The sequence below is a fragment of the Streptomyces sp. NPDC107528 genome (genome assembly GCF_055639295.1).
Map to the genome: position 1 here is coordinate 502,921 of NZ_JBVKAV010000001.1, position 26,986 is coordinate 529,906.

The following is a 26,986-nucleotide window of genomic DNA, read 5'->3' on the forward strand; positions in this document are numbered from 1 at the left end:
GCATTGCTTGCGCTCGCAAACCGGGTCAACCCGCCTTGCGGGCGAGTGCCCCGTACATCGCGATGTCCTCGTCACGGATCACCTCGGTGTCCGTGCCGTCCGGACGCCACTTGTGGACCTGGACGATGCCCGGCTCCACGTGGTCCAGACCGGTGAAGAACTCCCCGGCCTCGGCGCGGGTGCGCAGCCGCATCGGCATGCCCCGGGCCGCGTACTCCCGGGCGACCCGGCCGACCTCGTCCGGCGCGAACTCGGCGGTGCCGATGGACATCGCCAGGTAGCTCCCGGCGGGCAGCGGCTCCAGCAGCCGCCGCACGATCCCCACGGCGTCGTGCTCGTCCAGCATGAAGTGCACGATCGCGATCACGGTGAGCGCGACCGGCTCCCCGAGATCAAGGGTCTCGCGGAAGGCCGGGGCGTCGAGAATGGCCGCGGGGTCGCGCATGTCCGCCTCGACGTACGCCGTCCTGCCCTCGGCGGTACCGGACATCAGCCCCTTCGACAGCGCGAGCACGAGCGGATCGTTGTCGACGTACACGACCCGGGCCCCGGGGGCCACCGACTGGGCGATCTCATGGATGTTGGGCGACGTCGGAATCCCGGTCCCGATGTCGAGGAACTGCCATATCCCCGCCTCCGCGGCGAGATACCGCACGGCCCGGTTCATGAAGTCCCGGTTGGCCCGCATGTGGACGGGCAGCGCGGGCCACTCCCGCACCATGGCATCGCCCGCCTCCCGGTCGGCGGCGTAGTGGTCCTTGCCGCCGATGATGTAGTCGTAGATCCGGGCGGAGTGTGCGGTCTCGGTATCGATACGGTCGGCGGACACGGGGCCTCCGGGCAGCATGGGCTTCGGGCTCGTTCACCTCGCAACTACCCGGGGAAAGCGGGGAGTTGTCGGTCAGTGCACCAACCTAGGGGCGCGGGGAACTGCGCGACCAGCCCATCACGCACTCGCACCCGCCGAACCTCACCGGACCTTTACGGCGCTCCGGCGTCACGACTCCGGCCGCAGGCCGGAGAACCCGGTTCAGGCGGGCTCCCCGGCCTACTGAACGCCCGTGACCGCAGCGCCCTCCCCTCGCCGCAGACGCCGCCGCTGCCCCCGGCGCCTGGGCTCCTGATCCGGAAGCCACCCAAAGGCAAGAGAACTCCCCGCGACCCCCAGCAGAAGCCCCACGAAGAAGCCCCCGAGGTTGGACGTGGGCCACGACCCCAGGGAAACCAGCACCCCGGTGATCGAGTAGAAGAGCCGCTGAGCCGGATTGAAAAGGATCAGCAGCCCCAGCAGCAGCATCAGCGCCGGCAGCAGATACCCCGCCAGCCCCTGCATCCCGACATGAAGCACGACCTTCATGGACGCCCTCATCGTGAGCAGAATCTCCGCCCCGCCCAGAGCGAGCAGCACCCCGCCCCAGAACGGCCGGTCGGCCCGCCAACGACGAAAGGCCGACCGGAAACCCGCACGCTCACCCATCAGCAACCCTTGCTGCTGAAGCCGAGTTTCAGTCCGGGCAGCTTGAACACGCCGGCTGTGTTCGCGTAGTTGGTCTGCCGCAGGTTCGCGATGCGCACGGTGTCCGCCTGCTGGCTGAAGACGCCGATCGGCCCCTTCACCCCGGCCTTGGTCAACGTGCTCGCGTCGTTGCCGATCTCGATGTTGTTGAACGCCGCGTCGCCCGACAGCTCGGTCGAGTCGGTGGTCAGATCGCTGGCGGTCACCTTCTCCGCCCCGCTGCCCGCGGTGATGAGCAGGTTCGTACCGCCGAGGTCGACGCTCTGGCACAGCTTCGTGAGCGTCGCGTTCTTGATCGCGGACGTGACGATCAGTACCTGGCCGCCGGTGTCCCCCTCGTTGGGGCTGCCCGGGGCCATGTTGTCGAGTCCGCCGAACTGCTCGAACCCGGTGCCGTTGAGCTCGGTCGCGGTGACCGTGAAGGGCATGCCGGAGATCGCGAACTGCACGCCCAGTGCGCCCTCGGCGGTGAGCACCGCGAGGGCACCGGCGACCAGGGTGGCCGGCACGGCCATCACGGCGGCCCGGCGCGCCCGGACCCGCCCGCGTCTGGCGGGGCCGTCGGTGGTTTCGGATGCTGCTGGCACGGAACCGCTTTCCGGGTTCTCGGGGGTGTGGTCGGCGGACGAGGTGACGTCCGAGGACGAGGCCATAACTGCTCCCAGATGCAAAAGTGCGGGTAGGGCATCAGTGGCACGTTGTCCTGGCGCGGACAGCGCCCACGGCGCACGCCCCTCGCAACTCCCGGCGGATGCAAGGGCTTTCTCGTACTCCGCAGTAGCCAGCCCGGAAGTTACCGGTGGTTACACCCAAGGGTCAAGGCGGTTGTGGGAAAAGAGTGTTGATTGTGCGCCACCTGTGAGTTCCCTTGCCTCGCCGGCCCTCCGGAGGCTCGCAAGGGCACCGACGAGATGCATCAACTCCCTTGCAACTCCTTGACGTTGAGCGACACGCAGGTCTACAACTCTCCCTGGCTCCCCCCTGGATCCGTGGCGCCGGATCCGCCGTCGCGTTGGCCCGAGGCCCGCGTTCCCGGACTTGATGTCCTTACATCTCTGCGAGATCACTCCACGGCGCCGTCACGGTCGCTTCCCCCCTCGGTCCGTGCCGGCAGCCCTCCCCGCCCGGTCCGTCCGGAGCCCTCCCCACGGTCTCCGGCCGGCCACCGGTCGGCTGTCGTTGCCGGTCCGTGTCGTACGGAGAAGGCGTCACGGACCGGCAACGGCACACACCGACTCGCGAACGAGCCCCCACACCGAACTGCCCTGAGCCGCGCAGTTGCCCTCAGGGCACACCCCCGCAACGAAAGTCGAGGTACACCCGCATGCGCGCACGCACCCTCCTCACCCTCGCCGGCACCGTCGCAGCCCTCGGGCTCGCAGTCCCCGCCTCGGCCGCCGACACCCCGGTGCTGACCACCACCGACGGAGCGGCGGTCGCGGTCGGCGCCGTCCTCGACGCCAACCTGGCGAGCGGCACCGCCGCCACGTTCTACTCCAGCGCGACCGGCACCAGCGGCATCTCCTGCACCAAGTCGGCGTTCTCCGCCACCGTCACCGACAACCCCGCCGCCCCCGGCACCGCCACCGAGTCGCTGACCTCCCACACCTTCGACACCAGCGGCTGCACCGCCAACGTCACCGGTGTGCTCGGCGTCAGCGGCATCACCGTCGACAACCTGCCGTACACCGCCAGCGTGTCCTCCGACGGCACCGTCACCGTGACCCCGGCCGCGGGCTCCGCCGTCCAGTCCACTGTCAAGCTGCGCACCCTGCTCGGCACCATCACCTGCGTCTACCAGGCGCCCAGCCTCTCCGGCTCGGCGAGCAACGCCGACAACAGCATCGCCTTCACCAACCAGCCGTTCACCAAGACGTCCGGTTCGTCGCTGTGCTTCAGCAACGCCTACTTCACCGCCAAGTACGCCCCGGTGACGAGCTCGGGCCTCGCTGTCAACGTCAACTGACCGTCGTACGGCGCAATTTCACCGCCGACGCAGACGCATGACCAGGGCGGCGCCGCCCGTGAGTACCAGCACCGCCGCGGCGCCGCCCGCCAGCACGGGGGTGGACGGCCCCGAGCCGGTGTCCGTGCCGGAAGCCACCGGGGTGCTGTCGCTCTGGGGCTGTGCGGACGCCGGGTCCTGGGACGGCGGCTGGGACGTGCGCTGCTCGGACGCCGGCGGAGGGCTGCTGTCCGCGCGCTTCTCGCCGCCGCTCGGGGACGCTGTCGCGGAGCGCTCGGGATTGCCCGGCGACGCCGTCGCCGAGCCCTCGCCGCCCTGCTTCCTCGCCTGCGGGAACACCACGTCGGAGCACGAGTAGTAGGTGTCCGGCGTGCTGCTGTTCTGCCAGATCGTGTACAGCACATGCCGCCCGGTCCGGTCGGACGGCAGGGTCGCCCGGATCCGGTACGCCCCGTCCATCAGCGCCGGGTCCTTGACCACCGCGAACGGCTGCTCCGCGAGGTCGGACCAGGCGAGCGGCTTCGCGGGGTCGTAACTGGCTTTGGTGAGGTAGAGCTTGAAGGCGCCCGTGTGCGGGATCGTGGACACGTACCGCATCGTCAGGGTGGACCCCGGCGCGAGCCGCGTCGACGGCCAGTCGGTGCGGGCGAGGTCGAGGCCCCGGTAGGCGGGCAGTCCGCCGCTGCACAGCTGTCCGTCGGGGACGACCTGTCGGTCCCGGCCGTTCACGTTCGCGATCCGCAGGTTGTCCCAGGCCGTGAAGGGCGCGCCGTTCGAGGCGATCGCCGCCCGGCATGCCGACGTGGACGCGCTGCCGCCGTCGGGGGAGCAGGCGTACACGCGGCTGGTCGGATCCGTCGGCGCACCGTGCGCATGGGCCGGGCCCGCAGCCCACACCGTGAGCAGCAGCGGCGTCACGGCGGCAGCCGTCAGGGCGGTGCGGTGCGATCTCATCCAGGGCATCCGGGACATCCGGAACGTCTCCTCGGCCGGTGCGGAAGGGTCCTCGTGCAGTACGGGAAACCGGCCCGGCGCGTTCACTGCGTGATGAGTCGGGCAAAGTCCGCCAATACCGGTCAACCAGGCGACGTAGAGGGTGGGTTTCCGGCCGGATCGAGGGTTTCCCCTGTATCCGGATGACCAGCTCTTTGCCTATCGTTCGACCACAGCCGCCCCACAGGTAACCCCGAACGGGGCCTAGCTCGCGCCAGGCCGGCCGCCGCGCCCCCGCACCACGCACTGCCCCACCTGCGTTCGTTGCACTGCCCCGCCTTGCCGCACAGCCCCCACCTGCCCACCCGGTGGACCCCCCGCCGCTTCGAGGACGAAGCGAATCGACCGCCGCTCCGCGCTGCCCGGAGTACGGCCGGCCACGAAAGGCAAGCCCTTGCGTACCTCCACACCCCTCAGACGGAAGCTGATATCCGTCGCCGCGGTCTCCGCCGCGCTCTTCACGGCCGCCACCACCACGGTCGCCGTGGCCCAGGATTCCCCCACCGAGGAAGCCGCCGCCCCCATCCCCGCGGCCCAGACCGAGGCCGCCCCCGGCACCACTGCCGAGCGCCTCATCGTCGGCTACAAGTCCGGCGCAGCCGAGGCCAAGTCGAACAAGGCCGCCGAGTCCGACGCCGCCGCCAAGGGCAAGGAGGCCGGCGAGGACCTCGACTTCCAGCGCCGCCTCGGCTCCGGCGCCGCCCTCGTCGACCTCGGCGAGAACCTGACCAGGACGGACGTCGCCGACGTCGTCGCCGAGTACCGGGCCGACCCGCAGGTCGCCTACGTCGTACCGGACCGGCTGAACAAGCCGCTGGCCACCCCCAATGACACCGAGTACGCCAAGCAGTGGGACCTGTTCGAGTCCACCGCGGGCATGAACGTGCCGGGCGCCTGGGACGTCGCCACGGGCAGCGGCGTGACCGTCGCCGTCATCGACACCGGTTACGTCACCCACTCCGACCTCGGCGCCAACATCGTCGGCGGCTACGACTTCATCTCCGACACCGCGGTCTCCAACGACGGCAACGGCCGTGACAGCAACCCGGCCGACACGGGCGACTGGACCACCGACGGCCAGTGCGCCGCCGACTGGGAGGCCTCGCCCTCCTCGTGGCACGGCACCCACGTCGCGGGCACCATCGCCGCGGTCACCAACAACGGCAAGGGCGTCGCGGGCATCGCCCACGGTGCGAAGGTGTCCCCGCTGCGGGTCCTCGGCCAGTGCGGCGGCTACGACTCCGACATCATCGACGCCATCACCTGGGCGTCCGGCGGTACGGTCTCCGGCGTCCCGGCCAACGCCAACGTCGCCAAGGTCATCAACATGAGCCTCGGCGGGGGCGGCGCCTGCACCACCGCGACCCAGAGCGCCATCAACGCCGCCGTGAACCGCGGCACCACGGTGGTCGTCGCGGCAGGCAACAGCAACGCCAACGCCGCCAACTACTCGCCGGCCAGCTGCAGCAACGTCATCAGCGTGGCGGCCGCGGACCGCCAGGGGAACCGCTCCTACTACTCCAACTACGGCTCGGTCGTCGACATCGCCGCTCCGGGTGGCGAGACCAACTCCGTCACGGCCAACGGCATCCTGTCCACGCTGAACTCCGGTGCCCAGGGCCCGTCCTCCGAGAGCTACGAGTACTACCAGGGCACCAGCATGGCTGCCCCGCACGTCGCGGGCCTGGCAGCGCTGATGAAGTCCGCCAACGCGTCGCTGACCCCGGCGCAGATCGAGTCCGCGATCAAGACCAACTCGCGTACTCTGCCGGGCACTTGCTCGGGCGGCTGCGGTGCCGGCCTCGCGGACGCGACCAAGACGGTGCAGGCGGTGAGCGGCAGCTCCGGCGGCCCCACGGGGGGCACCACCTTCACCAGCACGTCCGCCGTCTCCATCCCGGACAACAGCTCCGCCATCGAGTCCGCCATCACTGTCAGCGGCCGCAGCGGCAACGCCCCGTCGGCCCTCCAGGTCGGCGTGGACATCACCCACACCTACCGCGGTGACCTGGTCATCGACCTGGTCGCCCCGGACGGTTCGACGTACCGCCTGAAGTCCAGTTCCTCGGACTCCGCGGACAACGTCAGCACCACCTACACGGTGAACGCCTCGAGCGAGACGGCCAACGGCACCTGGAAGCTGCGCGTCCAGGACACGGCGGCCCAGGACACGGGCCGGCTCAACAGCTGGAAGCTGACCTTCTGAGCGAACGGGTACCACAAGCGGGCGGGCCGGCCGGCGCGGATGGGGCATCGGCCGGCCCGCCGTTCGTCAGGGCACCGACCGGAGTGACGGAAACCGTCACTCCGGTCGGCGGCTGTGCACTCAGCGTACGGACAGGTCCATGTCGTCCCTCTCGACGCCGGCTTCGTCGAGGGTGGCCAGCACCCGGACCCCGCGGTCGGGCTCCCGGTCGATACCGGTCAGCAGCCCCGGCACCGCGACGCTCGGCAGGATGTGTCCCCACAGGACCGAGATCCGCTCCGCAAGGTCCTCCCGGTCGGTCAGCGCCAGGGACATCAACTGGAGCCCCGCGAACGCCCCGACCAGCAACTCCACCGTCTGCCTCGGCACCACGGTGGGCAGCAACTCGCCCTGGTCGCGGGCCTGTTCGAGCAGCCCGACCAGATGGTCCGCCCACTGCCGGAACGGCCCGGCATCGTCGACACCAGGCGGAGCGCTCTGGTCAACGGCCAGCCGCACGCTGCCCTTGAGCAGTGAGTTGCCGATCAGCCGCTGCCCGAACACAAAGGTCATGTCGACGAGTTCCTGCAGCTTGCACGGCTGCGGCGGCACCACGCCGAACGGCATCTGCTCGTCCAGCACGGCCTGGGCGAGGGATTCCTTGGAGGGGAAGTGGAAATACAGGGCGCCCTTCGTGACCTCGGCCCGCTCCAGGACCATCGAGATGGTCGTCGCCGCGTACCCGTGCTCGTCGAAGACCGCGCCCGCGGCCTCCAGAATCACCCTCCGCGTTCTGATGGCGCGCTCCTGCCTCGCCATAACAGCCCCTCCGCTGCGCCGAGTCGACCTGTGCGCCGGGCGTGCGCCGGAGCGGTTCGGGCACGGCAGGGCGACCCAAGGCCGCATTGAAAACAAACCGGTCGCCTCGTACTCTAACGCTCGCGGCACGGGCACCTCGCCGTTGTCAGCGCACACACGGGGGGACCCAAGGAGGGGACATGTCTCATCCGCGGCAACTCGCCACGACTCCGCTCACCGAGACCCCGGTGGCACCGGAAGGGCTGACCGCCACCGTACCTCGCCAGCTCGTCCACCGTGCCTCGGTCGCGGAAACGTTTCTCACGGGTGCGACCAGCACCGAAGCGGACCGGTTCACCGTCTTCGCCGAGTGGCCTCGCGCTCACCAGTTACACGTGTCGCCGGACCGGTCGGCATACGAGCCGCTGCTCGTCGCGGAAACCGTCCGCCAGGCCGGGACGCTCATCGCGCACACCGCCTACGAGGTCCCGCTGGGCCACCAGTTCGTGCTCACGGAACTGCGGATCACCACGCGCCCCGAGCATCTGGCCATCGGCACCGCACCCGCCGCACCCGTCCTTCACATCACGGTCTCCGACGTCACCCGCCGCGGCGGACGCCCGGCCGGATTCCGCTACGACGCGGAGATACGGCTCGGCGACCGACGCGTCGGCAGCGCACACGTGGCCGCCACCTGGACCAGCGCAGCCGTCTACCACCGACTGCGCGGCGGGCGCACCGCGGCCACCGTCTCCGTGCTGCCCCTCCCGCCGGGTCTGCCGCCCGCCGACGTGGACCGCGCGCTGCCCACGGACGTCGTCCTCGCGCCGGCCGAAGCTCCCGACCGCTGGCAGCTGCGAGTCGATACCGGCCATGCTGTTTTCTTTGATCACCCACTCGATCATGTGCCCGGCATGCTGCTGCTGGAGGCAGTCCGCCAGGCCATACGTGCCCGGACCCGGAAGTCTCCCCGCAGGCCCGCTTCCTTCCATGCCGTCTTCCACCAATACGCCGAACTCGACCTGCCTATTTGGATCGAGGCCGTGGGTGATCCGGGCCCGCACGGCACCGATGTGCAAGTCGTGGGACGGCAGGGAAAGTCGACGGTTTTCGAGTGCGGGGTGGGCATCGAGGAGGGCTGAGCTATCGTGTACGGGGAGTAAGAAACAAACGGCGCGACCCGTTCTTTTCCGGCCCAGGAGAGTTCAGCTGATGGCGAGGCAGTTACGAGCGGAACAGACCCGCACCACGATCCTCACGGCCGCCGCCGAACTGTTCGACCGTCACGGCTATGAATCGACCAGTCTCAGCGACATCGTCGAGCACGCCCAAGTCACCAAGGGCGCCCTGTACTTCCACTTCGCGGCGAAGGAAGACCTGGCCCAGGCCATCATGGAGCTCCAGTCCCGCGCCTCGCGCCAGGTCGCCGCGGAGATGGACGGCAGGGGCTACACCTCGCTGGAGGCCCTGATACGCACGACGTTCGGGATCGCGCGGCTGTCCGTCGAGGGCCCCATCCCCAGGGCCGGCCTGCGCCTCGCCACCGGGGGAGTGGTGATACGGCCGCCTCTGCGGCACCCCTTCACCGAGCTGCTGGACATCACCACCCGCAAACTCGCCGGCGCCGCCAAGGAGTCCGACCTGCACCCGGACATCGACGCCGAGGCCGCGGCCAACTCGCTCGTGTGCTTCTTTGTCGGCACCCGGGTCGTCGGCCGCTCCCTCGAACCCGTCGCCCGCCAGCCCCGCAGGGTGGCAGAGATGTGGCACATCATGATCCGCGGTCTGGTCCCGGTGCCCCGTCGGGCCCGCTATCTCACGCTCGCGACACAGCTGGAACGGGAGATCAGAGCCGTAGGACACGCCTGACCCGCGCGATACGGTGAGGCGTATGCCCGAGAGGTCCGACACCCCGCCCGTGCCCGCGCTCCTCGGGAACGAACCCGGCTCGTTCCCGCACAGCGTCCTCGCCGAACGGCACCCCGCGATCATCCGGCAGGTACGGGAGTCCTTTCCGTACGGCCCCGAGCAGCACCGCGCGCTCGACGCGCTCCTCGCGAGCTGCACCAAGGGCGTGATCGAACCGCTGCCCGCCGACGCGCCCGACCGGGACCGCTGGACGGCCTGGGACGCCGACGCGCAAACCGGCCGGTCCTGGTTCGACGTTCCGTGGCTGTGGTCGGAGAGCTACTTCTACCGCCAACTCCTGGAAGCTGTCGGGTACTTCACCGCGGGCCCCTGGCAGGGCATCGACCCCTTCCGTCCCTCCAAGACGGCCGAACTCGACGCCCCGGAGACGGACGAGGAGCTCGCCGCGCTCGACGACCTCGCGGACCGGCCCGCCGACGAGCAGGACGGGGCCCTGCTGCACGGCTCCCTGTGGGGCAACCGGGCCGACCTCGGCTTCCGCCTGTCGGCCGCACACGACGAGACGTCGTCGGACACCCCACCCCTCGTGGCCGACGACAGCGAGGCCCTCTGGTCCCTGCTCCCGCCCTCCGGCTCCGCCACCCTGTGTCTGATCGCCGACAACGCGGGCCGCGAACTCGTCCCCGACCTGCTCCTCATCGCCCAACTCCTCACCCAGGGGCGGATCGGCCGGGCCGTCCTGCACATCAAGGCGTACCCGTACTACGTCTCCGACGCCACGCACGCCGACGTGCTCGACGCCCTGCGCCGGCTGACGGCGGCGCAGGGCGCGGCGGCTGCGTACGGCCAGCTCCTCTGGTCGGCGATGACGGACGGCCGCCTCACCGTCCGCGCCCACCCCTTCTCGTGCGCCCCGCTGCCGTACGCCGCGATGCCCGGTGACCTCCGCGACGAGCTCGCCGCGGCCACGCTCACCATCGTCAAGGGCGACCTCAACTACCGGCGTCTGGTGGGCGACCGCCCCTGGCCGCCGACCACGCCGTTCGCCGACGTCACCGCGTACTTCCCCGGTCCGGTGGCCGCCCTGCGCACCCTGAAGTCCGACGTGATCACCGGCCTGGACGCCCGTACCGAAGCGGCGCTGGTCGCGGCTGAGGGGCAGAAGTGGCGGACCGGCGGGACGCATGCGCTGATCCAGGTGCGGACGTGACGACCGCTCACCATCGAGTCGTTCCGGATCAACTGATCTTCACCGGCAGTGACTTGAGCCCATTGATGAAGTTGGACACCAGCCGCTTGGGCTCTCCAGCGGTCCTGAGGACGGGCAGCACGCGCAGCGCCTCCCGGTAGAGCACCCGCAGCTGGAGCCGCGCGAAGTGGGCGCCCAGGCAGACGTGCGGGCCGTCGCCGAAGGACACGTGCGGGTTGGGCGTGCGAGACAGATCCAGCCGGTCGGGGTCGGCGAAGGACCGTTCGTCGCGGTTGGCGGCGGCGTGGAAGACCACCACTTTGTCGCCCGCCCGGATGTGCCGGCCGGCCAGCTCGGTGTCCTGCGCCGCGGTGCGGCGGAAGGTGAGGACCGGGGGGTGCCAGCGCAGCAACTCGTCCACGGCGGACGGCAGTTCGACATGGCCCGCGCGCAGTCGATCGTACGACTCCGGGTGCTCCGCCAGCGCCAGCAGCCCGCCCGGCGCCGCGCTGCGGACGGTGTCGTTGCCCGCGACCGTGAGCAGGAAGAAGAACATCTCCAGCTCGAGTCCGGCGAGTTCGGCATCGTGGGCGAGGGTGGTCATGACGTCGTCGTCGGGGTAGCGCCGCTTGTGCGCGGCCAGTTGCTGGGCGTACCCGAACATGTCCCGCAGCATGGCGGGCGACCGCGGATTGACCGGCCTGCCCTGCGCGTCCAGCACCGGGGGGCCCGCCTCGTCGGGGTCCTGGTAGCCGATGACGCGCTGCGTCCAGTGCAGCAGCAGCTTGCGGTCACCCTCCGGCACGCCCAGCAGGTCGGCGAGGTTGAGCAGGGCGTAGTCGTCGGTCACGGCGGCGACCAGATCGACGGTGCCGTCCGCCGTTCGGGCGGTCTCCAGGGCGTGCGCGAGGAGCGTACGGGCGCGTGCCTGAGCGATCCTCGCGAAACGGTCCACGCGACCGGGGGTGAAGGCCCGGCTCACCAGCCGCCTCAAGCGGCCGTGACCCGGCGGGTCCTGATTCAGCATCATGCGACGGATGAACGGCAGGTCGTCCGGGTCGGGGTCCCGGATCTGGGTGGCGCCGATGTAGGAGGAGTACGTCGCCGAGTCCTTGAGTACCCGCACGACGTCGGCGTGCCGGGTCACCGCCCAGAACCCGGGTCCGGCCGGCCAGCCCAGCACCTCGGGCTCGTCCTGCCGGGACACGGGGTGGTGGTCGCGCAGGACGCGATAGGCGTCGTAGGGCACGCCGGTGGCGTACTGCCGGGGGTCGAAGACATCGGGGGCGTCGGGGACGGGGGGTGAGTGGCGGGACGTCACGCCTGCTCGCCTTCGTTCGGGCCGTCCGCGTGCACGGCGAGCACCTTGTGGGCGCCTTCGCCGTGCAGCTCGCGCGGGAGCGTGAAGGAGGTCATGTGACCAAGGTGGCGTATCTCGGTGAAGACCGACACCTCACCCCGGCCGAACGGCTCCGCTTCCTGATCCTCCCCTCCGCACTGCCCCGCATCTTCGCCGGGCTGAGACTGAGCCTGTCGCTCTCCCTCATCCTCATAGTGTTCCCGGAGCTGCTTCCCGGCACCGCGGACGGCATCGGCTTCACCCTCACCGACGCCCAGTCCCGCTCCGACCTGCTCACGGTCTGGGCGGCGCTCGTCCTCCTCGGCGCCCTCGGCCACCTCCTCAACACCGGCCTGCTGGCGGTCGGGAAGCGGCTCGTCGGCAAAGGGAGGACGGTGACCGTATGACCCGTACGCCCCCCACAACCTCCGCACAGGGACATCCATGCTCCGCCTAGACGAAGTCGGCCGGCGCTACGGCTACCACCAAGTCCTGCACGACATCACCCTCACCGTGCCGGACGGCCGACTCCTGTGTGTCGTGGGCCCGTCCGGCTGCGGCAAGTCCACCCTCCTGCGGACCATCGCCGGGCTGCTGCCCGGGCTACGAGGGCACGATCACCCTGGACCTGTCGGTCGAACTCCCCGGCACCCGGGACCAGATCACGACCCGGGGCCTCGCGCAGTTCGCGACGCAATGGGTAGGGCGGCCGAGAGCCGCCGTCACCTGCCGCTGCCCCTGCCCGCACCGCTCAGCCCACGCGCACGTCCTGCCACACCATCCGGTGGTCGGACGTCGGCACCGTCTTTCCGTCTCCCACCAGCCGGTACAGCGGGTCGTCGGAGGTCGGCCAGAAGACGCCGTTCGCGCTTGGTATCAGGCCCCTGGACGGGATGACGTAGTCGACGCGCAGGTTCCCGGGAGCGGCGTCGCCGAAGTCGGACGTGTCGTACGCCGGGTCGCCGAGGTGCGAGGTGTTGGCGCCGCCCTGGAGCTTCGCCGCCTCGACGCCGCCCGCGCTGGCCGGCGGAGTGGCCGGGAGGTTCACCGCCGGGTGGTCGAGCAGCTGCCGGATGGCGTGGGCGTAGCTGTCGCCGTCGTACGGGTCGGCGTTGTTGTCGCCCGCGATCACGAACCGGGCCCCGGACCGCAGTCCGCCGCGCACGCCCTTGTCGTCGTAGAGGTAGGAGCTGCGCCGGCGCCCGCCGATGTAGTCGGCCCACAGGCGGATCTCGTCGTGGTTGCGGCGGCCGTTGCGGTCCTCGGTGCCGTCGAAGGTGGGCGGCGTCGGGTGCGACACCAGGAAGTGCACGGTGGAGCGGCCGATGCACACCGGCACGTCCCAGTGGCTCTTCGACGACAGGCGGAGGATCGCGCGGGCCTCGTCGCTGTAGTAGCCGGGAGGCATCACATGGTCCGGCATGTCCCGCCACAGGAAGCGCTGGAAGGTGCGCACCGCGCGCGTGTCGATCGGGTACTTCGACAGGACGACCATGCCGTATTGCCCCGGGAACCAGCCGTAGCCGTAGGCGTCCTGCCCGTACGCGTCCGAACCGGGCGTCGTGACCGCGCCGTTCTTCCCGTCGAGGTCCACACCGGAGGCGACGCCCGTGTTCACCGGGCCGGTGAAGTGGTAGGGGAAGCGGGCCGGCCTGGCGCCGTTGTGGCCGACGGACAGGTAGTTGCGCAGGAACAGGTGGACCGCCCTGCCACGCTCGTCGTAGTCGAACTCGTTGATCAGCAGGATGTCCGGGTCGACCCGCTGGATCGTCTCGGCGGCATTGCGTGCCTGGGCGTTGTCCGGCGTGGACAGGTCGGTGATCAGCGCGCCCTCGGTGCCGCGGTTCAGGGAGGCGTTGAAGGTGGCGAACCGAACGGACCGGTGGCCGTGCCGCTCGGCCGCCTCGGCGGGCAACGCCGCGGTCGTGGCCAGTGCCGCCCCTGCCAGGGAGGCGAGTGCCGTGCGGCGGGAGAGTGATCCGGTGTGGTTCATCGCGACTCCGGGAGGGAGAGAGGGAGGGGAGGGGCACACGGGGGATTCCGGGATTCCGGGATTCCGGGATGCGGGGGACATGAAGCTCGAAAAGTCTGCGCGCGTAGAGATGAACGCCGCAAGATCCGTCGAGAACTCCCGGATTCACCCGTGATTCACGCGATGGTGTGATCATGTCCCGCGCCGCGGATGCCCGTTGGGGCCCGAGGGTAGGGCCCGGCCATGACGCAGCAGCCCTTCGAACTCCCGCACTTCTACATGCCGTATCCCGCGCGGCTCAACCCACATGTCGACGAGGCCCGCGCCCATTCGACCGAGTGGGCACGTGAGATGGGCATGCTGGAGGGGTCCGGGGTCTGGGAGCAGGCCGACCTGGACGCACACGACTACGGCCTGCTCTGCGCCTACACCCACCCCGAATGCGACGGCCTCGCTCTCTCCCTGATCACCGACTGGTACGTGTGGGTCTTCTTCTTCGACGACCACTTCCTGGAGATCTTCAAGCGCACTCAGGACCGCGCCGGCGGCAAGGCCTACCTCGACCGGCTGCCCCTTTTCATGCCGATGGACCTGTCGACCCCGATGCCGGAGCCGCAGAACCCCGTCGAGGCTGGCCTCGCGGACCTGTGGACGCGCACGGTGCCCTCGATGTCGACCGACTGGCGCCGCCGCTTCGCCGTCGCCACCGAGCACCTGCTCAACGAGTCGCTGTGGGAGCTGTCCAACATCAACGAGGGCCGGGTCTCCAACCCGGTCGAGTACATCGAGATGCGCCGCAAGGTGGGCGGCGCCCCCTGGTCGTCCGGCCTCGTGGAGTACGCGACGTCCGAAGTCCCCGCGTCCGTCGCCGAGTCGAGGCCGCTGCGGGTCCTGATGGAGACGTTCTCGGACGCGGTGCACCTGCGCAACGACCTGTTCTCCTACCAGCGCGAGGTCGAGGACGAGGGCGAGCTCAGCAACGGCGTCCTGGTGCTGGAGACCTTCTTCGGCTGCACCACCCAGGAGGCCGCGGACACCGTCAACGACGTCCTGACCTCCCGCCTCCACCAGTTCGAGCACACCGCCCTCACCGAAGTCCCCGCCGTGGCACTGGAGAAGGGGCTCAACCCCGGCGAGGTGGCCGCCGTCGCCGCGTACACCCGGGGGCTGCAGGACTGGCAGTCCGGCGGCCACGAATGGCACATGCGCTCCAGCCGGTACATGAACGCGCGCGCCGAACCGACGGCCCCCTGGAAGGCCCTGACCGGCCCGGGGACCTCCGCCGCCGACGTCGGCGCGCTGCTCGCGGCGGCCGGCGCCGAACGCCTGCGTGCCTACACGCACGTGCCGTTCCAGAAGGTCGGCCCGTCCCGGCTCCCCGAGTTCTACATGCCCTTCCAACTGGAGCTCAGCCCGCATCTGGAGGACGCCCGGCACCGCCTGACCGAGTGGACGCACCGCATGGGCATCCTCCAGGAAGGTGTGTGGGACGAGGACAAACTCGCCGCCTACGACCTCCCGCTGTGCGCCGCGGGCCTCGACCCGGACGCCACACCCGAGGCCCTCGACCTCAGCTCCGACTGGCTCGCCTGGGGCACCTACGGCGACGACTACTACCCTCTCGTCTTCGGTCAACGGCGCGACCTCGCCGCCGCCCGGCTGACCACACAGCGCCTGTCGGCCTGCATGCCCCTCGAAGGCGAGGAGGCCACCGTGCCCCTCAACGCCATGGAGCGCGGCCTCGCCGACCTGTGGACCCGTACGACGGCGGACATGAGTCCCGAGCACCGGCGTTTCCTGAAGGACGCGGTCAACGTCATGACCGAGAGCTGGGTGTGGGAGCTGTCCAACCAGATGCAGAACCGCATCCCCGACCCGGTCGACTACCTGGAGATGCGCCGCGCCACCTTCGGCTCCGACCTCACCCTCAGCCTGTGCCGGATGGGCCACGGCCCCGCCGTCCCACCCGAGGTCTACCGCAGCGGCCCGGTCCGCTCCCTGGAGAACGCCGCCGTCGACTACGCCTGCCTCCTCAACGACGTCTTCTCGTACCAGAAGGAGATCGAGTACGAGGGCGAGATCCACAACGCCATCCTCGTCGTACAGAACTTCTTCGGCATCGACTACCCGACCGCCCTCGACGTCGTCCACGACCTGATGACCCAGCGCATGCAGCAGTTCGAGCACGTGGCCGCGCACGAACTGCCCATCATGTACGAGGATTTCGGGCTCTCGGAGGAAGCTCGGGAGATCATGGCGAACTATGTGGTCGACCTCCAGAACTGGCTGGCGGGCATCCTTAACTGGCATCGCGAGGTCGACCGCTACAAGGCCGAGTACCTGTCCCGCCGCGCACACGGCTTCGTACCGGACCGCTCGCCGGCCGTGCCCGTCCTCAGCTGAGCTCGCGCACCCGCGCGGCCGTCTCCTCGGCGAGCTCTCGTACGCCCTTGGTGCCATTCTCCGAGAGCTCGCCGAGTATGGCGTCGGCGGCCGGGAGGAGCGAGCGGGCCTCGTCGGTGAGGTGCGCGTCGGCCAGGACGCGGGTGAGTCGGTAGTGCTCCTCGGCTATGAAGCGGCCGAGGTTCACTCCTTCCCACTGACGCAGGGAGTCGTCCCCGGGAGCCGCCAGGATCCCCCGCAGCGTGGCCAAGGTCTGCACGGCTTGCGTCAGTTGACCGTCCTCACGCTCCAGACGGGCCTGGTCGAGGCGGGCCGAGACCCGGTCCCAGGCCTTCTCCTGCAATGCAGTGTGGAGCTGCTGGGCGCGCAGGGCCTGCGTGCGGTCGCCGAGTTCCTCGAAGTCGCGGGCGAGCGTGCGCAGCGGGGCCGTGGTCAACGCCCGCGGCGCGTCGGGCCGGCGGAGTCTGCTCTGGTCCATGACGATCGCGTCGAGCTCGCGGATCAGCGTCACCCGGGCGAGCTCGGTCATGCCCTGGTCCCGGGCGAGGTCGGTCCAGGTGGACACCGGCTCGTCAGCGGGATCCGTGCCGAACAGCGAGTCGTCGAGCTCCTGCGCCCAGTCCCGCAACTCCTCCGAGCTCGCGCCCGGCTCGGGGATCCCGCCGAGACCGCAGGCTGTGTCGTAGTCCGTCTCACGCACCTCGTGCAGCAGCGGCAGATCCCCGACGTCTCCGCGCAGCCCCACCAGCACGGCCGCGAGGCGCAGTTCGTCCGTCATCGAGGACCGCGTCTCCTGCCGCAGCAGATGCCGCAGCAGTCCCAGGTCGTCCTCGGCCCGGTCGAACTGCGCGGCCCGCAGGGCGAGCCGGCGCCGCACGGGATCCTCGGCCACCGCCTCCCACGCCGCACCGTCGCCCGCACGCAGCAGCGTCAGATCGGCGCGGCCGCTCGCGAGCACCGGCTCCCACAAGGGCGGGCGGGGATACGAGTCGAGCAGCTGATGGGCGTTGTGCTCCGTACCGTTCAGCAGCAGGAAGTCGGGCTCGGTGCGCAGAAGTGCCGCCCGGAGCATGGCTTCGAGCTCTGCGGGGGCGCGCTCCGGAAAGCCCAGCGCCGCTCGCAGCTCGGTTCGCGCCTCTTCAAGGCGACAGAGGCGGCTGTGCTCCGCTCCGTCTCCGTCGTCGTACTCCTCGTCGAACTCCTCCTCGTCGTCCCCTTCGGCCTCCTCCAGGCCGATCATGATCTCCAGCGCCTCGTCGACACTGGAGCCGATGATCCCGGCCGAGCCTTCCGAGTCGGCGTACAACATCGACCCGTCCGCGCAGACGAAGTACGTACCGCCGGTGTCGTCCCCCGCCACGATGTCGAGCGGGCCGCCCGAGGCAAGGCGGACCTCTTCGACGTGGCCGTGGGCGGCCCGGGCGATGTCGAAGTTGAAGGGGTAGGCCGCAAGTTCGGCCAGGCGGGGGTTCTCCCGGAGCGCCCGCAGCGCATGATCGGTCATGTCACTGAACGTAACAGCCGCCACTGACAACGGACTTCCCGCCTCCGGATGCCGTCGCCGAAACTTTTCGTGCGGAACGGGACATTCAGGGAACTTCGATGCGGCGCGGCGAGTCTTCTGGGGTGAGAGGAAACGACCACAAGAACACACGGGGGTGTTCGCCTTGACCGACATCATCGAGAGGTTCACGGACAGCGACACGGGGGCCGTGGCGGAGGCCGAATCGGGGAAGCAGCCGCTCGGCACCGGCGAGCTCACGCCCTATGTGGCCCCGCTGCCCGTCCCATCCGTCCTGCGACCCGCGTCCGAGGACGTCTTACGCGAGACTGAGATCGCCCTGCGCCCGACCTGGGTGCGCCTGCACCCGCAACTGCCGCCGACTCTGATGTGGGGATACGACGGCCAGGTGCCGGGCCCGACCATCGAGGTGCGGCGCGGACAGCGCGTGCGCATCGCCTGGACCAACCGCATCCCCAAGGAAGGCGAGTACCCGGTCACTGCGGTGGAGGTACCGCTCCGTACGGACGGCCGCCCGCAGTCCGCCACCGAACCCGGCCGCGACGGAGTCGAGCCCAACAAGGACGTCGCAGCCCTGCCCGCCTGGTCGGTGACCCACCTGCACGGCGCCCAGACGGGCGGCGGCAACGACGGCTGGGCGGACAACGCCGTCGGCTTCGGCGACGCCCAGCTCTCCGAGTACCCGAACGACCACCAGGCGGTGCAGTGGTGGTACCACGACCACGCGATGAACATCACGCGGTGGAACGTGATGGCGGGCCTGTACGGCACCTATCTCGTCCGTGACGACGAGGAGGACGCCCTCCGTCTCCCGCGCGGCGAGCGGGAGATACCGCTGCTGCTGGCCGACCGCAACCTCGACACCGACGAGGACGGCCGGCTCAACGGCCGGCTGCTGCACAAGACGGTGATCGTCCAGGAGAAGAACCCGGAGACGGGCAAGCCGGTCTCCATCCCGTTCACCGGCCCGTACACCACGGTCAACGGCCGCATCTGGCCGTACGCCGAGGTGGACGACGCCTGGTACCGCTTCCGGCTGGTCAACGCGTCCAACGCGCGCATCTACGACCTCGTCCTGGTCGACGAGGACAACAACCCGGTGTCGGGCATCGTCCACCAGATCGGCAGCGACGGCGGACTGCTGCCGCGCCCCGTACCGATCGACTTCGACGGTGCGCTGCCCACGCTGACCGCGGCCCCGGCCGAGCGGTTCGACCTGCTCGTCGACTTCCGCGGTCTCGCGCGCCGGAAGCTCCGCCTGGTCAACAAGGGCCGCAACCAGCCGCCGGGCGTGCCGGACGCGGCGGGCGACGTCCGCTATCCGGCGGTCATGGAGTTCCGGGTCAGGGAGGGCGGCGGGGCGGACACCTTCGAACTGCCCGAGGTGCTCTCCGGTTCCTTCCGCCGGCTCACGCACGACATCGAGCACGGCCACCGCCTGATCGTGCTCACCCCGCCCGCCACCAAGGGCGCCGGCGGGCACCCGGAGATGTGGGAGATGGCGGAGGTCGAGGACCCGGTCGACATCCAGGTCCCCACCGACGGGGTCATCCAGGTCACCGGAACGGACGGGAAGACGAAGACCTACCGACGCACGGCCCGGACGTTCAACGACGGACTCGGCTTCACCATCGCCGAGGGCAGCCACGAGCAGTGGAGCTTCCTCAACCTCGCGCCGATCGTCCACCCCATGCACATCCACCTGGCCGACTTCCAGTTGCTGGGCAGGGACGCCTACGACGTCTCGGGCTTCGACCCGGCAGTGGGCGGTACCCGCAGCCCGATCCGCTACGACGCCGGCACGGCGATCCCGCTCGCGCCCAACGAGCGCGGACACAAGGACGTCTTCCGGGTGCCGGGGAACCAGATGCTGCGCGTCATGGGCAGGTTCGACGGGGCGTACGGCCGGTTCATGTACCACTGCCACCTCCTCGAGCACGAGGACATGGGGATGATGCGGCCCTTCGTCGTCCTGCCCGCGGAGGCGTTGAAGTTCGACCACGGCGGCGCGCACGGCGGCCACGGGGAGGGTCACACGGGCTGACGTCACGCGCGCGTGGGGACCCGCCGCGCCGCGTGCTCCACCGCGGCTCGCGCCAGTGCCCGGACGATCGGGTGCGGGCGCGAGCCGTCGCCGGACAGTTCCGGCTGGAAGAGCGTGGCCAGGAAGAAGGGGTGGCCGGGCAGTTCGGCGATCCGGACGTGACCGTCCTCGTCGTGCCCCGGGAATCGCAGGCCCTGCGCGCGCAGGGTGTCCAGGTGACGGGAGGGGCCGTAGGCGCAGAAGTACCGTTCGACGGTCCTTTCCGAGCCGATCACCGACTGGGCGAGCGAACCCGGCTCGACCCGGACCACCGCTTCGTGGCCGACCAGTGAGCAGGCCAGGGGTTCGATCAGGAAGTCGTCCGCGTCGGGGTCGTTCTCGGCGTGGGCGACCCGGGTCAGCCCGCACACCTCGCGGGCGTATTCGAGAAGCGCGTGCTGGAAGCCGCCGCACGTGCCGAGGAACGGAATCCCGTCCTTGCGCGCGGTGCGGATCGCGGACAGCACGCCCGCCTCGCTGCGGTACGGGCTGCCCGGCAGCACCCACACGGCGTCGAAGCCGCGCACCGCGTCGTCGGCCACCACGTCCTGCGACGGGATCCAGTAGGCGTCGAGGACGAGCCGTTCGCGCGCGGCGAGGGCGTCCAGCAGCAGCGGCACGCGCGTGTGCGAGGCGACGTTGGGGGAGCGGTCCCCGACCAGCGCGAGTCGTGCGGTCGTTGCTGCCCGAGCAGCGGTGTTCGTCATGACCGTCATCCTGGGCGCGGCCCGTACTTCACGTCCAACGATGATTACTGGACCTCCGATAAGCGGCGCTGATGGCATGCGGGAAGCTGTGCGGCATGGACCCGCACCTGCTGCGCACCTACGTCTTCGTCGCCCGTCTCGCCTCGTTCTCCGAGGCCGCCCGCGAGCTCGGCTACACCCAGTCGGCGGTGTCCCAGCACATCGCCGCGCTCGAACAAGACCTGGGCGCGCCGCTGCTCACCCGTCGCCCCGTGGCGCCCACGGCGGCCGGCGAGCGGCTCCTCGAACACGCGGGCCCGCTGCTGCTGCGTCTGGAGGCGGCCCGCGCGGACGTCGTGAGGATGGCGGCCGCGCCCGACCACGGACTGACGCTCGCGACCGCGTCGACCGCACTCGGCCCCCGCGTCCTCGCCGCGCTCCCGGCAGCCGGGGTGACCTTGCGCGTGCTGCCGCGCGCCGAGGTCCCCGTGGTCGTCGCCACCGGCACGGCGGACCTCGGCCTCGTCGACGGGCTCGCCGCCCCCAGCGACCCGCTGCGACTGCCGGACGTGGCACCGCTGACCACGTACGGCGTGGGGGAGGAGCCCGTCTGCGTCCTCCTGCCCGACACCCACCCGCTCGCCCGGCGCACCGGCCTGCGCCTCGGTGACCTGGCCGACGCGCGCTGGCTGGACGCCCCCGACGCGGGCCTTCCGCTCGCCCACCTCCGCGCCGCGAACGGCGGCAACGGCTTCCGCCCCGCCCTGCGCTACGAGGGCACCGACGTCCACGCCCTCACCGCCCTGGCCGCGACGGGCCACGGACTGACCCTGTTGCCGCGCTCGGCGGCCACCGGGGTGCCCGGCTGCGTCGCCGTACCGCTCACGGAACCGCGTGTCGTACACCGGACGGAACTGGTGTTCGCGGGGACGCTGCGAGGAGCGTCGGCGGCGGTCGCGGAGGCGTTGCTGGAACCGGCGTGAGGCTGGGCCCGCCACTCCGGAAGCCCCCCTGACGTCCCGTTTCTGCCGTGACGCCTATGGCTTCCCGTTCCTGACCGCGGGTCAGTCTCACTCGATCGTGGCTCGTCGTGCGCCGGTGCGCAGGGTAGTCACCAGCCGGAGGCGATCCGATGGAACAGACTGCGTTGAGACCCAAGCCCATGCCAGGTCAGGGACCCGGCGACGAGGCCAAGCCCGCCGCCGGCGCACGGCGTCCGCACGCCGCGCCCCACAAGCGCGGCCGACGGCTCACCACCCTGCTCTGCGCCCTGCTGGTGGGAATGGTCCTGATCCTGTCCGGGGTCGGACTCGGCACCCTGGGGGCCACAGTGATCGGCATGAGCAAGCTCGCCGAGCTGAAGCGACAGGCAGGCCTGGGCGCACCCGGCAGCCCATCCGAGTCGGCGCACCCCGGTTCCTCGGCCCCCGCCTCTGCGACGCCGACGACCTCGCCGCGTCCGGCCGCCGTCGCCACCCTCGGCGTGGAGGCAGTGGACGCCAGGAAGCCGGGCGCCCTGCTTGTCGGCGTCCACGTTCCGGGACCGGGGTACACGGCAGGCCTGGTCCGCGGCGACGTACTCCTCGCGTTCGGCAGGACCCGCATCGACTCCGCCGCCGACCTCGCCCGAGCCGTCGCCCGGGCCCGCCCGGGCAGCGAGGTCACCCTCACGGTGCGCCACCGCAGCGGCGGCTACCAGCAGCTGACGGTGATCCCGGGCGTCGTCACCTGACCGCCCCGCATCTCAGGCGCGGGCTTGAGGACGAGCCTGCGAAATCCACTGGTCCCGTTCCGCCGGCCGGACCACCATGACCCCATGCTGACCACCCTCATCGCCTTCCTGGGAGCCTGCACCCTCGTCGCCGCCTCGCCGGGGCCCAGCACGGTGCTGATCATCAAGCAGTCGCTGCACAGCAGACGCTCCGGATTCCTGACGGTGCTCGGGAACGAGACCGGGGTCTTCGTCTGGGGCGTCGTCGCCGCGTTCGGCCTGACCGCGCTGCTGACGGCCTCCGAGGTGGCGTACGACGTGATGCGGATCGTCGGCGCGGTCGTGCTCGTCTGGTTCGGCATCCAGGCGCTGCGGCAGGCCCGCCGCGCGAAGGCGCAGCAGGAGACCGGGTGGGAGAGCGCGCAGAAGAGCGGATGGGCCTCCTACCGCGGCGGGCTGCTGCTCAACCTCGCCAACCCCAAGGCGGCCGTCTTCGCCCTGTCCTTCCTCCCGCAGTTCGTCCCGGAAGGCGCCCCGCACCTGCCGGCCATGATCGGCCTCGCCGCACTCTGGGCGGTCTACGAAGTCGGCTACTACGGCCTCTACGTGTGGTTCGTCGGCCGGATGAAGAACGTGCTGTCCCGCGCGGGCGTGCGCCGACGCCTGGAACAGGTCTCCGGAGGGGTGCTGCTCCTTCTCGGCGTCCGAATGGCACTGGACAGCTGACGCCATGCCCGGCCGGCCCACGAGCCGCTCGAAAGACCCGCCGATCGGCTCGCGCCGCCCCCTCCGTGCGGGCAGGATGCTGCCCGTAGTCCTTTCACGCGCCCAGGGAGGCCCGGATGACCGGCACCGCACCCGCGCCCTTCACCGCCGACGACTACAAGGCCCGCATGGAACGTGCCGCGCGGGCGGCCGGGGACGCCGGCCTGGCCGGGCTCCTGGTGGCCCCCGGCCCGGACCTGGTGTGGCTGACCGGCTACGCGCCCACCGCGGAGACCGAGCGGCTCACCCTGCTGGTCCTCGTCCCCGGCCGGGACCCCGTCCTCGTCGTCCCCGCTCTGGAGGCCCCGGACGCCGCGCAGGCCGCCGGTGCGCCCGGCCTGACCCTGCGCGACTGGACGGACGGCAAGGACCCCTACGCGGCCACCGCCGCCCTCCTCGACGCGAAGGGCCGGTTCGGCATCAGCGACAACGCCTGGGCCCTGCACCTGCTGGCCCTGCAGAAAGCACTGCCCGGCACCTCCCACGCCTCCCTCACCGACGCACTGCCGATGCTGCGTGCCGTGAAGGACGCCGCCGAGCTGGACCTGTTGGCGGCCGCGGGCGCGGCCGCGGACGCAACGTTCGAGGAGATCCGGAAGGTTCCCTTCAGCGGTCGCCGCGAGTCCGAGGTCGCCGCCGACCTGGCCCACCTGCTGCGCCGCTTCGGCCACTCCCAGGTCGACTTCACGATCGTCGCCTCCGGCCCGAACGGCGCCAATCCGCACCACGAGGTGGGCGACCGTGTGATCGAACGCGGCGACATGGTCGTCCTCGACTTCGGCGGCCTGAAGGACGGGTACGGCTCCGACACCTCCCGCACGGTCCACGTCGGCGAACCCACCGACGAGGAGCGCCGGGTCCACGACCTGGTGCGCGCGGCCCAGGAGGCCGGCTTCCGTGCCGTACGGGCCGGAGTCGCCTGCCAGGAGGTCGACCGGGCGGCCCGCGCGGTCATCGCGGACGCCGGATACGGCGAGTACTTCATCCACCGCACCGGGCACGGCATCGGCGTCACCACCCACGAGCCGCCGTACATGATCGAGGGCGAGGAGCAGCCCCTCGTGCCCGGCATGTGTTTCTCCGTGGAGCCCGGGATCTATCTGCCCGGCCGCTTCGGAGTGCGTATCGAGGACATCGTGACGGTCACCGAGGACGGCGGCCGGCGCCTCAACGACACCACCCGCGAGATGGTCATAGTGGACTGACCCGGCCACCGATCCGGGAGCAAGGAACCCGGCCCCCGTAGACCTCCGAGCGACGACGGCGCGACCATGACCCAGGCACCGACACCCACCGCGGACACCGTCCGCCGACTGGTCCGTTCCCTGCTCAAGAACGGCGCGGACGACTCGGCCGGACCCGAGGTCCGCCCTGCCGCCACGGGCGCCGAGCCCGCCACCTGGTGGGTCGGCACCCGCCATGTGCTGCGGCTCGCGAGCGACCGTGAGGCCGCCGCCCGCCAGCGCCGCGAACTGCGCCTGCGCGACCTCGTCCGCCCGCACGTCCCCGTCACGGTGCCGACGAGCGTCGCGTACGGCGAGTGGGCACCCGGACTGACCTGCACCCTGGACACCAAGGTGCCCGGCGGGGCGGGCGGGCGGCACGAGGTGTCCGCCGTCGGCGAGGCCGACCTGGCCGGACTGCTCACGGGACTGCGCGAGGTCCCGGTACGGCAAGCGGAGACGCTCGGCGTGCCGCGCGCCGCGCCACGCTCCCTGGAGGGCCTGCGCCGGGCCGCCGAACGTGCCGCGGCACGCCTCGACGCCGCCGAGGAGTTCGACGCCGCCCGCGTGCGCCAGCTCACCCAGCAGGCCGCTGTACAGCTGGCCGCCCAGTCCGCGACGGCCGTCCTCGTCCACCACGCCCTCACCGGCGACCACCTCGTGGTCAGCGCCGACGGCCGGGTGCGTGGCGTCCTCGGCTGGGCCGACACCGTCCTGGGCGATCCCGCCGAGGACATCGCCGGCCTCGCCCTCGCCGTCGGCTCCCCGGCCGCCGTACGCGCCGCCACCCTCGCCGGCTACGGCGCCCGCCCCTGCCTACGAGGCCTCTGGCTCGCCCGCTGCGACGCGGTCGTCCGCCTCGCGGACCGCCTCGCCGGCAAGGGCGAGTCACCGCCACCGCTGCTGAGAGCGCAGCTCCGGCACGCCTGGGAGCCGATCCTGCTGGAGCGGGTGACGGAGCTCAGGGAGGACGACGGCGGGGAGGAGGAGTTGTAGGCCCGCCTCTACCGCGCCGCGCTCACCCCTGCAACAGCACCACACCCGACTCCCCGGGCACATGCAGCACCCCGTCCGCGCCCGGCGCCTCGACCGGCTCCCACGCCGCCAGTACGGCCGCCTGCCGGGGCCCCAACGGGATCGCCGCCGGTTCCTTGGCGAGGTTGACGGCCACGCGTACGTCACCGCGCCGGAAGGCGAGCCAGCGCCCCTGCTCGTCGTAGGCCACCTTGGTGTCGGCGAGGTCGGGATCGGTGAGGTCGGGCTGCTCGTGGCGCAGGGCGATGAGGCGCCGGTACCAGGCCAGCACGCGCGCGTGAGGCTCGCTGTCGAGCTCGGACCAGTCGAGGCAGGAGCGGTCCCGGGTCGCCGGGTCCTGCGGGTCGGGCACATCCTCCTCGGCCCATCCGTGCGCCGTGAACTCCCGCCGTCTGCCGCGCCGTACGGCTTCGGCGAGCTCCGGATCGGTGTGGTCGGTGAAGAACTGCCAGGGCGTGCCCGCGGCCCACTCCTCGCCCATGAACAGCATCGGCGTGAACGGCGCTGTCAGCGTCAGCGTGGCCGCGCAGGCCAGCAGCCCGGGGGAGAGGACGGCCGCGAGCCGGTCGCCCTGGGCCCGGTTGCCGACCTGGTCGTGGGTCTGGCCGTAGCCGAGGAGGCGGTGCGCCCCCACGCGCGTACGGTCCAGAGGGCGCCCGTGGCGGCGGCCCCGGAAACTCGAGTACGTGCCGTCGTGGAAGTAGCCGCCGGTGAGGGTCTTGGCGAGTCCCGCCATGGGGGCACGCGCGAAGTCGGCGTAGTAGCCCTGGGACTCGCCGGTCAGCGCGGTGTGCAGAGTGTGGTGGAAGTCGTCGTTCCACTGGGCGTGCAGACCGAGGCCGCCCTCCGCGCGTGCGGTGATGAGCCGAGGGTCGTTCAGGTCGGTCTCCGCGATCAGGGACAGCGGCCGGCCCAGTTCGGCGGAGAGGGCGTCGACGGCCGTCGACAGCTCCTCCAGGAAGTGGCACGCGCGCGTGTCCACCAGCGCGTGCACCGCGTCCAGGCGCAGCCCGTCGATCCGGTAGTCCCGCAGCCAGGCCAGTGAGCCCTCCACGAGAAACGTGCGCACCTCGTCCGAGCCGGGCGCGTCCAGGTTGACCGCGGAGCCCCACGGCGTCTGATGCGTGTCCGTGAGGTAGGGGCCGAAGACGGGCAGATAGTTCCCGGACGGGCCGAAGTGGTTGTGCACGACGTCGAGGACCACGCCCAGGCCCAGTTCATGAGCCCGGTCGACGAAGCGTTTCAGCGCCTCGGGGCCGCCGTACGGTTCGTGCACAGCCCACAGCGAGACGCCCTCGTAGCCCCAGCCGTGTCGCCCCGGGAAGGGGCACAGGGGCATCAACTCGACGTGAGTGATGCCCAGTTCGACGAGATGCCCGAGTCGCTCGGCAGCCGCGTCCAGCGTGCCCTCACGCGTGTACGTGCCCACGTGCAGCTCGTACAGCACCGCACCGGGCAGTGGCCGCCCGGCCCACTCGCTACGCCACTCGTAGCGGCTGTGGTCGACGACCGCACTGAGCCCGTCCGGGCCGTCCGGCTGCCGGCGCGAACGCGGATCGGGCAGCACCGGCCCGTCGTCCAGCGCGAAGCCGTACCGCGTCCCGTCCCGCGCCTCGGCCTCCCCCCACCACCATCCCGCTCGATCAGGATCTCGCTCCAACGCGCGCGTGGCGTCCTCGCAATGGAGCGTCACACGGCCGGCCTGCGGTGCCCACACCTCGAACTGCACGG

23 protein-coding genes and 1 pseudogene are annotated in these 26,986 nt (G+C 71.1%); 14 read left to right on the forward strand and 10 right to left on the reverse strand.

Features of this window, described 5'->3' with window-relative positions:
* Window positions 1-25: 25 nt before the first annotated feature.
* The 3 genes from ACZ7L5_RS02540 to ACZ7L5_RS02550 all read right to left on the reverse strand — a co-directional run bounded on the left by ACZ7L5_RS02540 (window position 26) and on the right by ACZ7L5_RS02550 (window position 2,169).
* On the reverse strand, window positions 26-829 hold the full coding sequence (locus tag ACZ7L5_RS02540) for an SAM-dependent methyltransferase (RefSeq protein ID WP_471513729.1): 804 nt from the start codon (window positions 827-829) through the stop codon (window positions 26-28).
* A gap of 219 nt (window positions 830-1,048) precedes the next feature.
* Window positions 1,049-1,477, reverse strand: a complete 429-nt coding sequence (locus tag ACZ7L5_RS02545; protein ID WP_471513731.1) for a DUF6114 domain-containing protein — start codon at window positions 1,475-1,477, stop codon at window positions 1,049-1,051.
* Window positions 1,477-2,169, reverse strand: coding sequence for a DUF6230 family protein (locus ACZ7L5_RS02550; RefSeq protein ID WP_471513733.1), 693 nt, complete (start codon window positions 2,167-2,169; stop codon window positions 1,477-1,479). The genes ACZ7L5_RS02545 and ACZ7L5_RS02550 overlap by 1 nt, the downstream gene beginning before the upstream one ends.
* A gap of 671 nt (window positions 2,170-2,840) precedes the next feature.
* On the opposite strand from ACZ7L5_RS02550, the gene ACZ7L5_RS02555 reads away from it, so the two are divergent.
* Window positions 2,841-3,482, forward strand: coding sequence for a Tat pathway signal sequence domain protein (locus tag ACZ7L5_RS02555; RefSeq protein ID WP_471513734.1), 642 nt, complete (start codon window positions 2,841-2,843; stop codon window positions 3,480-3,482).
* 18 nt (window positions 3,483-3,500) lie between these two features.
* Here the strand turns inward: ACZ7L5_RS02555 and ACZ7L5_RS02560 are convergent, their stop codons facing one another.
* A complete protein-coding gene (locus ACZ7L5_RS02560) occupies window positions 3,501-4,445 on the reverse strand; it encodes a lytic polysaccharide monooxygenase auxiliary activity family 9 protein (protein ID WP_471514486.1) in 945 nt (314 codons plus the stop codon).
* A 424-nt stretch (window positions 4,446-4,869) separates the two neighbouring features.
* Between ACZ7L5_RS02560 and ACZ7L5_RS02565 the strand changes: the two genes are divergently transcribed.
* On the forward strand, window positions 4,870-6,681 hold the full coding sequence (locus ACZ7L5_RS02565) for a S8 family peptidase (RefSeq protein WP_471513736.1): 1,812 nt from the start codon (window positions 4,870-4,872) through the stop codon (window positions 6,679-6,681).
* A gap of 120 nt (window positions 6,682-6,801) precedes the next feature.
* On the opposite strand, the gene ACZ7L5_RS02570 is transcribed toward ACZ7L5_RS02565, so the two are convergent.
* Window positions 6,802-7,479, reverse strand: coding sequence for a ScbR family autoregulator-binding transcription factor (locus tag ACZ7L5_RS02570; protein ID WP_471513739.1), 678 nt, complete (start codon window positions 7,477-7,479; stop codon window positions 6,802-6,804).
* A 179-nt stretch (window positions 7,480-7,658) separates the two neighbouring features.
* Between ACZ7L5_RS02570 and ACZ7L5_RS02575 the strand changes: the two genes are divergently transcribed.
* From ACZ7L5_RS02575 to ACZ7L5_RS02585, 3 genes are all read left to right on the forward strand, one after another.
* Entirely contained in the window at window positions 7,659-8,600 is a 942-nt protein-coding gene (locus tag ACZ7L5_RS02575; RefSeq protein WP_471513741.1) for a ScbA/BarX family gamma-butyrolactone biosynthesis protein, read from the forward strand.
* A 70-nt stretch (window positions 8,601-8,670) separates the two neighbouring features.
* On the forward strand, window positions 8,671-9,327 hold the full coding sequence (locus ACZ7L5_RS02580) for a ScbR family autoregulator-binding transcription factor (RefSeq protein WP_471513743.1): 657 nt from the start codon (window positions 8,671-8,673) through the stop codon (window positions 9,325-9,327).
* 22 nt (window positions 9,328-9,349) lie between these two features.
* Entirely contained in the window at window positions 9,350-10,537 is a 1,188-nt protein-coding gene (locus ACZ7L5_RS02585) for a damage-control phosphatase ARMT1 family protein (protein ID WP_471513745.1), read from the forward strand.
* Between the two features lie 28 nt (window positions 10,538-10,565).
* Here the strand turns inward: ACZ7L5_RS02585 and ACZ7L5_RS02590 are convergent, their stop codons facing one another.
* Window positions 10,566-11,837: a cytochrome P450 gene (locus ACZ7L5_RS02590; protein WP_471513747.1), complete on the reverse strand. Its 1,272-nt coding sequence runs from the start codon at window positions 11,835-11,837 to the stop codon at window positions 10,566-10,568.
* Window positions 11,838-11,932: 95 nt separating this feature from the next.
* On the opposite strand from ACZ7L5_RS02590, the gene ACZ7L5_RS02595 reads away from it, so the two are divergent.
* The gene (locus ACZ7L5_RS02595) at window positions 11,933-12,262 is read left to right on the forward strand and encodes an ABC transporter permease subunit (RefSeq protein WP_471513749.1); all 330 of its coding nucleotides are present in this window, start codon (window positions 11,933-11,935) and stop codon (window positions 12,260-12,262) included.
* 37 nt (window positions 12,263-12,299) lie between these two features.
* Window positions 12,300-12,419: pseudogene (locus tag ACZ7L5_RS02600) on the forward strand (ABC transporter ATP-binding protein); the annotation flags it as partial.
* A gap of 187 nt (window positions 12,420-12,606) precedes the next feature.
* On the opposite strand, the gene ACZ7L5_RS02605 reads toward ACZ7L5_RS02600, so the two are convergent.
* Window positions 12,607-13,848 carry an endonuclease/exonuclease/phosphatase family protein gene (locus tag ACZ7L5_RS02605; protein WP_471513751.1) on the reverse strand — a complete coding sequence of 414 codons (1,242 nt, stop codon included), beginning with the start codon at window positions 13,846-13,848 and terminating at the stop codon, window positions 12,607-12,609.
* Between the two features lie 222 nt (window positions 13,849-14,070).
* Here ACZ7L5_RS02605 and cyc2 point away from each other — a divergent pair, with 222 nt between their 5' ends.
* Window positions 14,071-16,230, forward strand: coding sequence for a germacradienol/geosmin synthase Cyc2 (gene cyc2 / locus ACZ7L5_RS02610; RefSeq protein WP_471513752.1), 2,160 nt, complete (start codon window positions 14,071-14,073; stop codon window positions 16,228-16,230).
* Here the strand turns inward: cyc2 and ACZ7L5_RS02615 are convergent.
* Window positions 16,223-17,734, reverse strand: coding sequence for a hypothetical protein (locus tag ACZ7L5_RS02615; protein ID WP_471513754.1), 1,512 nt, complete (start codon window positions 17,732-17,734; stop codon window positions 16,223-16,225). The two genes, cyc2 and ACZ7L5_RS02615, sit on opposite strands and share 8 nt — an antisense overlap.
* Window positions 17,735-17,897: 163 nt before the next feature.
* On the opposite strand from ACZ7L5_RS02615, the gene phsA reads away from it, so the two are divergent.
* Window positions 17,898-19,796, forward strand: coding sequence for an O-aminophenol oxidase PhsA (gene phsA, locus ACZ7L5_RS02620; RefSeq protein ID WP_471513756.1), 1,899 nt, complete (start codon window positions 17,898-17,900; stop codon window positions 19,794-19,796).
* Between the two features lie 2 nt (window positions 19,797-19,798).
* On the opposite strand, the gene ACZ7L5_RS02625 is transcribed toward phsA, so the two are convergent.
* Window positions 19,799-20,542, reverse strand: a complete 744-nt coding sequence (locus ACZ7L5_RS02625; protein WP_471513758.1) for a CTP synthase C-terminal region-related (seleno)protein — start codon at window positions 20,540-20,542, stop codon at window positions 19,799-19,801.
* A 95-nt stretch (window positions 20,543-20,637) separates the two neighbouring features.
* Between ACZ7L5_RS02625 and ACZ7L5_RS02630 the strand changes: the two genes are divergently transcribed.
* The 5 genes from ACZ7L5_RS02630 to ACZ7L5_RS02650 all read left to right on the forward strand — a co-directional run bounded on the left by ACZ7L5_RS02630 (window position 20,638) and on the right by ACZ7L5_RS02650 (window position 25,216).
* Window positions 20,638-21,504 carry a LysR family transcriptional regulator gene (locus tag ACZ7L5_RS02630; protein WP_471513760.1) on the forward strand — a complete coding sequence of 289 codons (867 nt, stop codon included), beginning with the start codon at window positions 20,638-20,640 and terminating at the stop codon, window positions 21,502-21,504.
* Window positions 21,505-21,653: 149 nt separating this feature from the next.
* A complete protein-coding gene (locus tag ACZ7L5_RS02635) occupies window positions 21,654-22,253 on the forward strand; it encodes a PDZ domain-containing protein (protein WP_471513762.1) in 600 nt (199 codons plus the stop codon).
* 84 nt (window positions 22,254-22,337) lie between these two features.
* On the forward strand, window positions 22,338-22,958 hold the full coding sequence (locus tag ACZ7L5_RS02640) for a LysE family translocator (RefSeq protein ID WP_471513764.1): 621 nt from the start codon (window positions 22,338-22,340) through the stop codon (window positions 22,956-22,958).
* A gap of 116 nt (window positions 22,959-23,074) precedes the next feature.
* Complete coding sequence (locus ACZ7L5_RS02645) at window positions 23,075-24,202, forward strand: M24 family metallopeptidase (protein ID WP_471513766.1); 1,128 nt, start codon at window positions 23,075-23,077, stop codon at window positions 24,200-24,202.
* 66 nt (window positions 24,203-24,268) lie between these two features.
* Window positions 24,269-25,216 carry an aminoglycoside phosphotransferase family protein gene (locus tag ACZ7L5_RS02650; protein WP_471513768.1) on the forward strand — a complete coding sequence of 316 codons (948 nt, stop codon included), beginning with the start codon at window positions 24,269-24,271 and terminating at the stop codon, window positions 25,214-25,216.
* 22 nt (window positions 25,217-25,238) lie between these two features.
* On the opposite strand, the gene treZ is transcribed toward ACZ7L5_RS02650, so the two are convergent.
* A complete protein-coding gene (gene treZ / locus ACZ7L5_RS02655) occupies window positions 25,239-26,984 on the reverse strand; it encodes a malto-oligosyltrehalose trehalohydrolase (protein WP_471513770.1) in 1,746 nt (581 codons plus the stop codon).
* Window positions 26,985-26,986 lie beyond the last annotated feature (2 nt).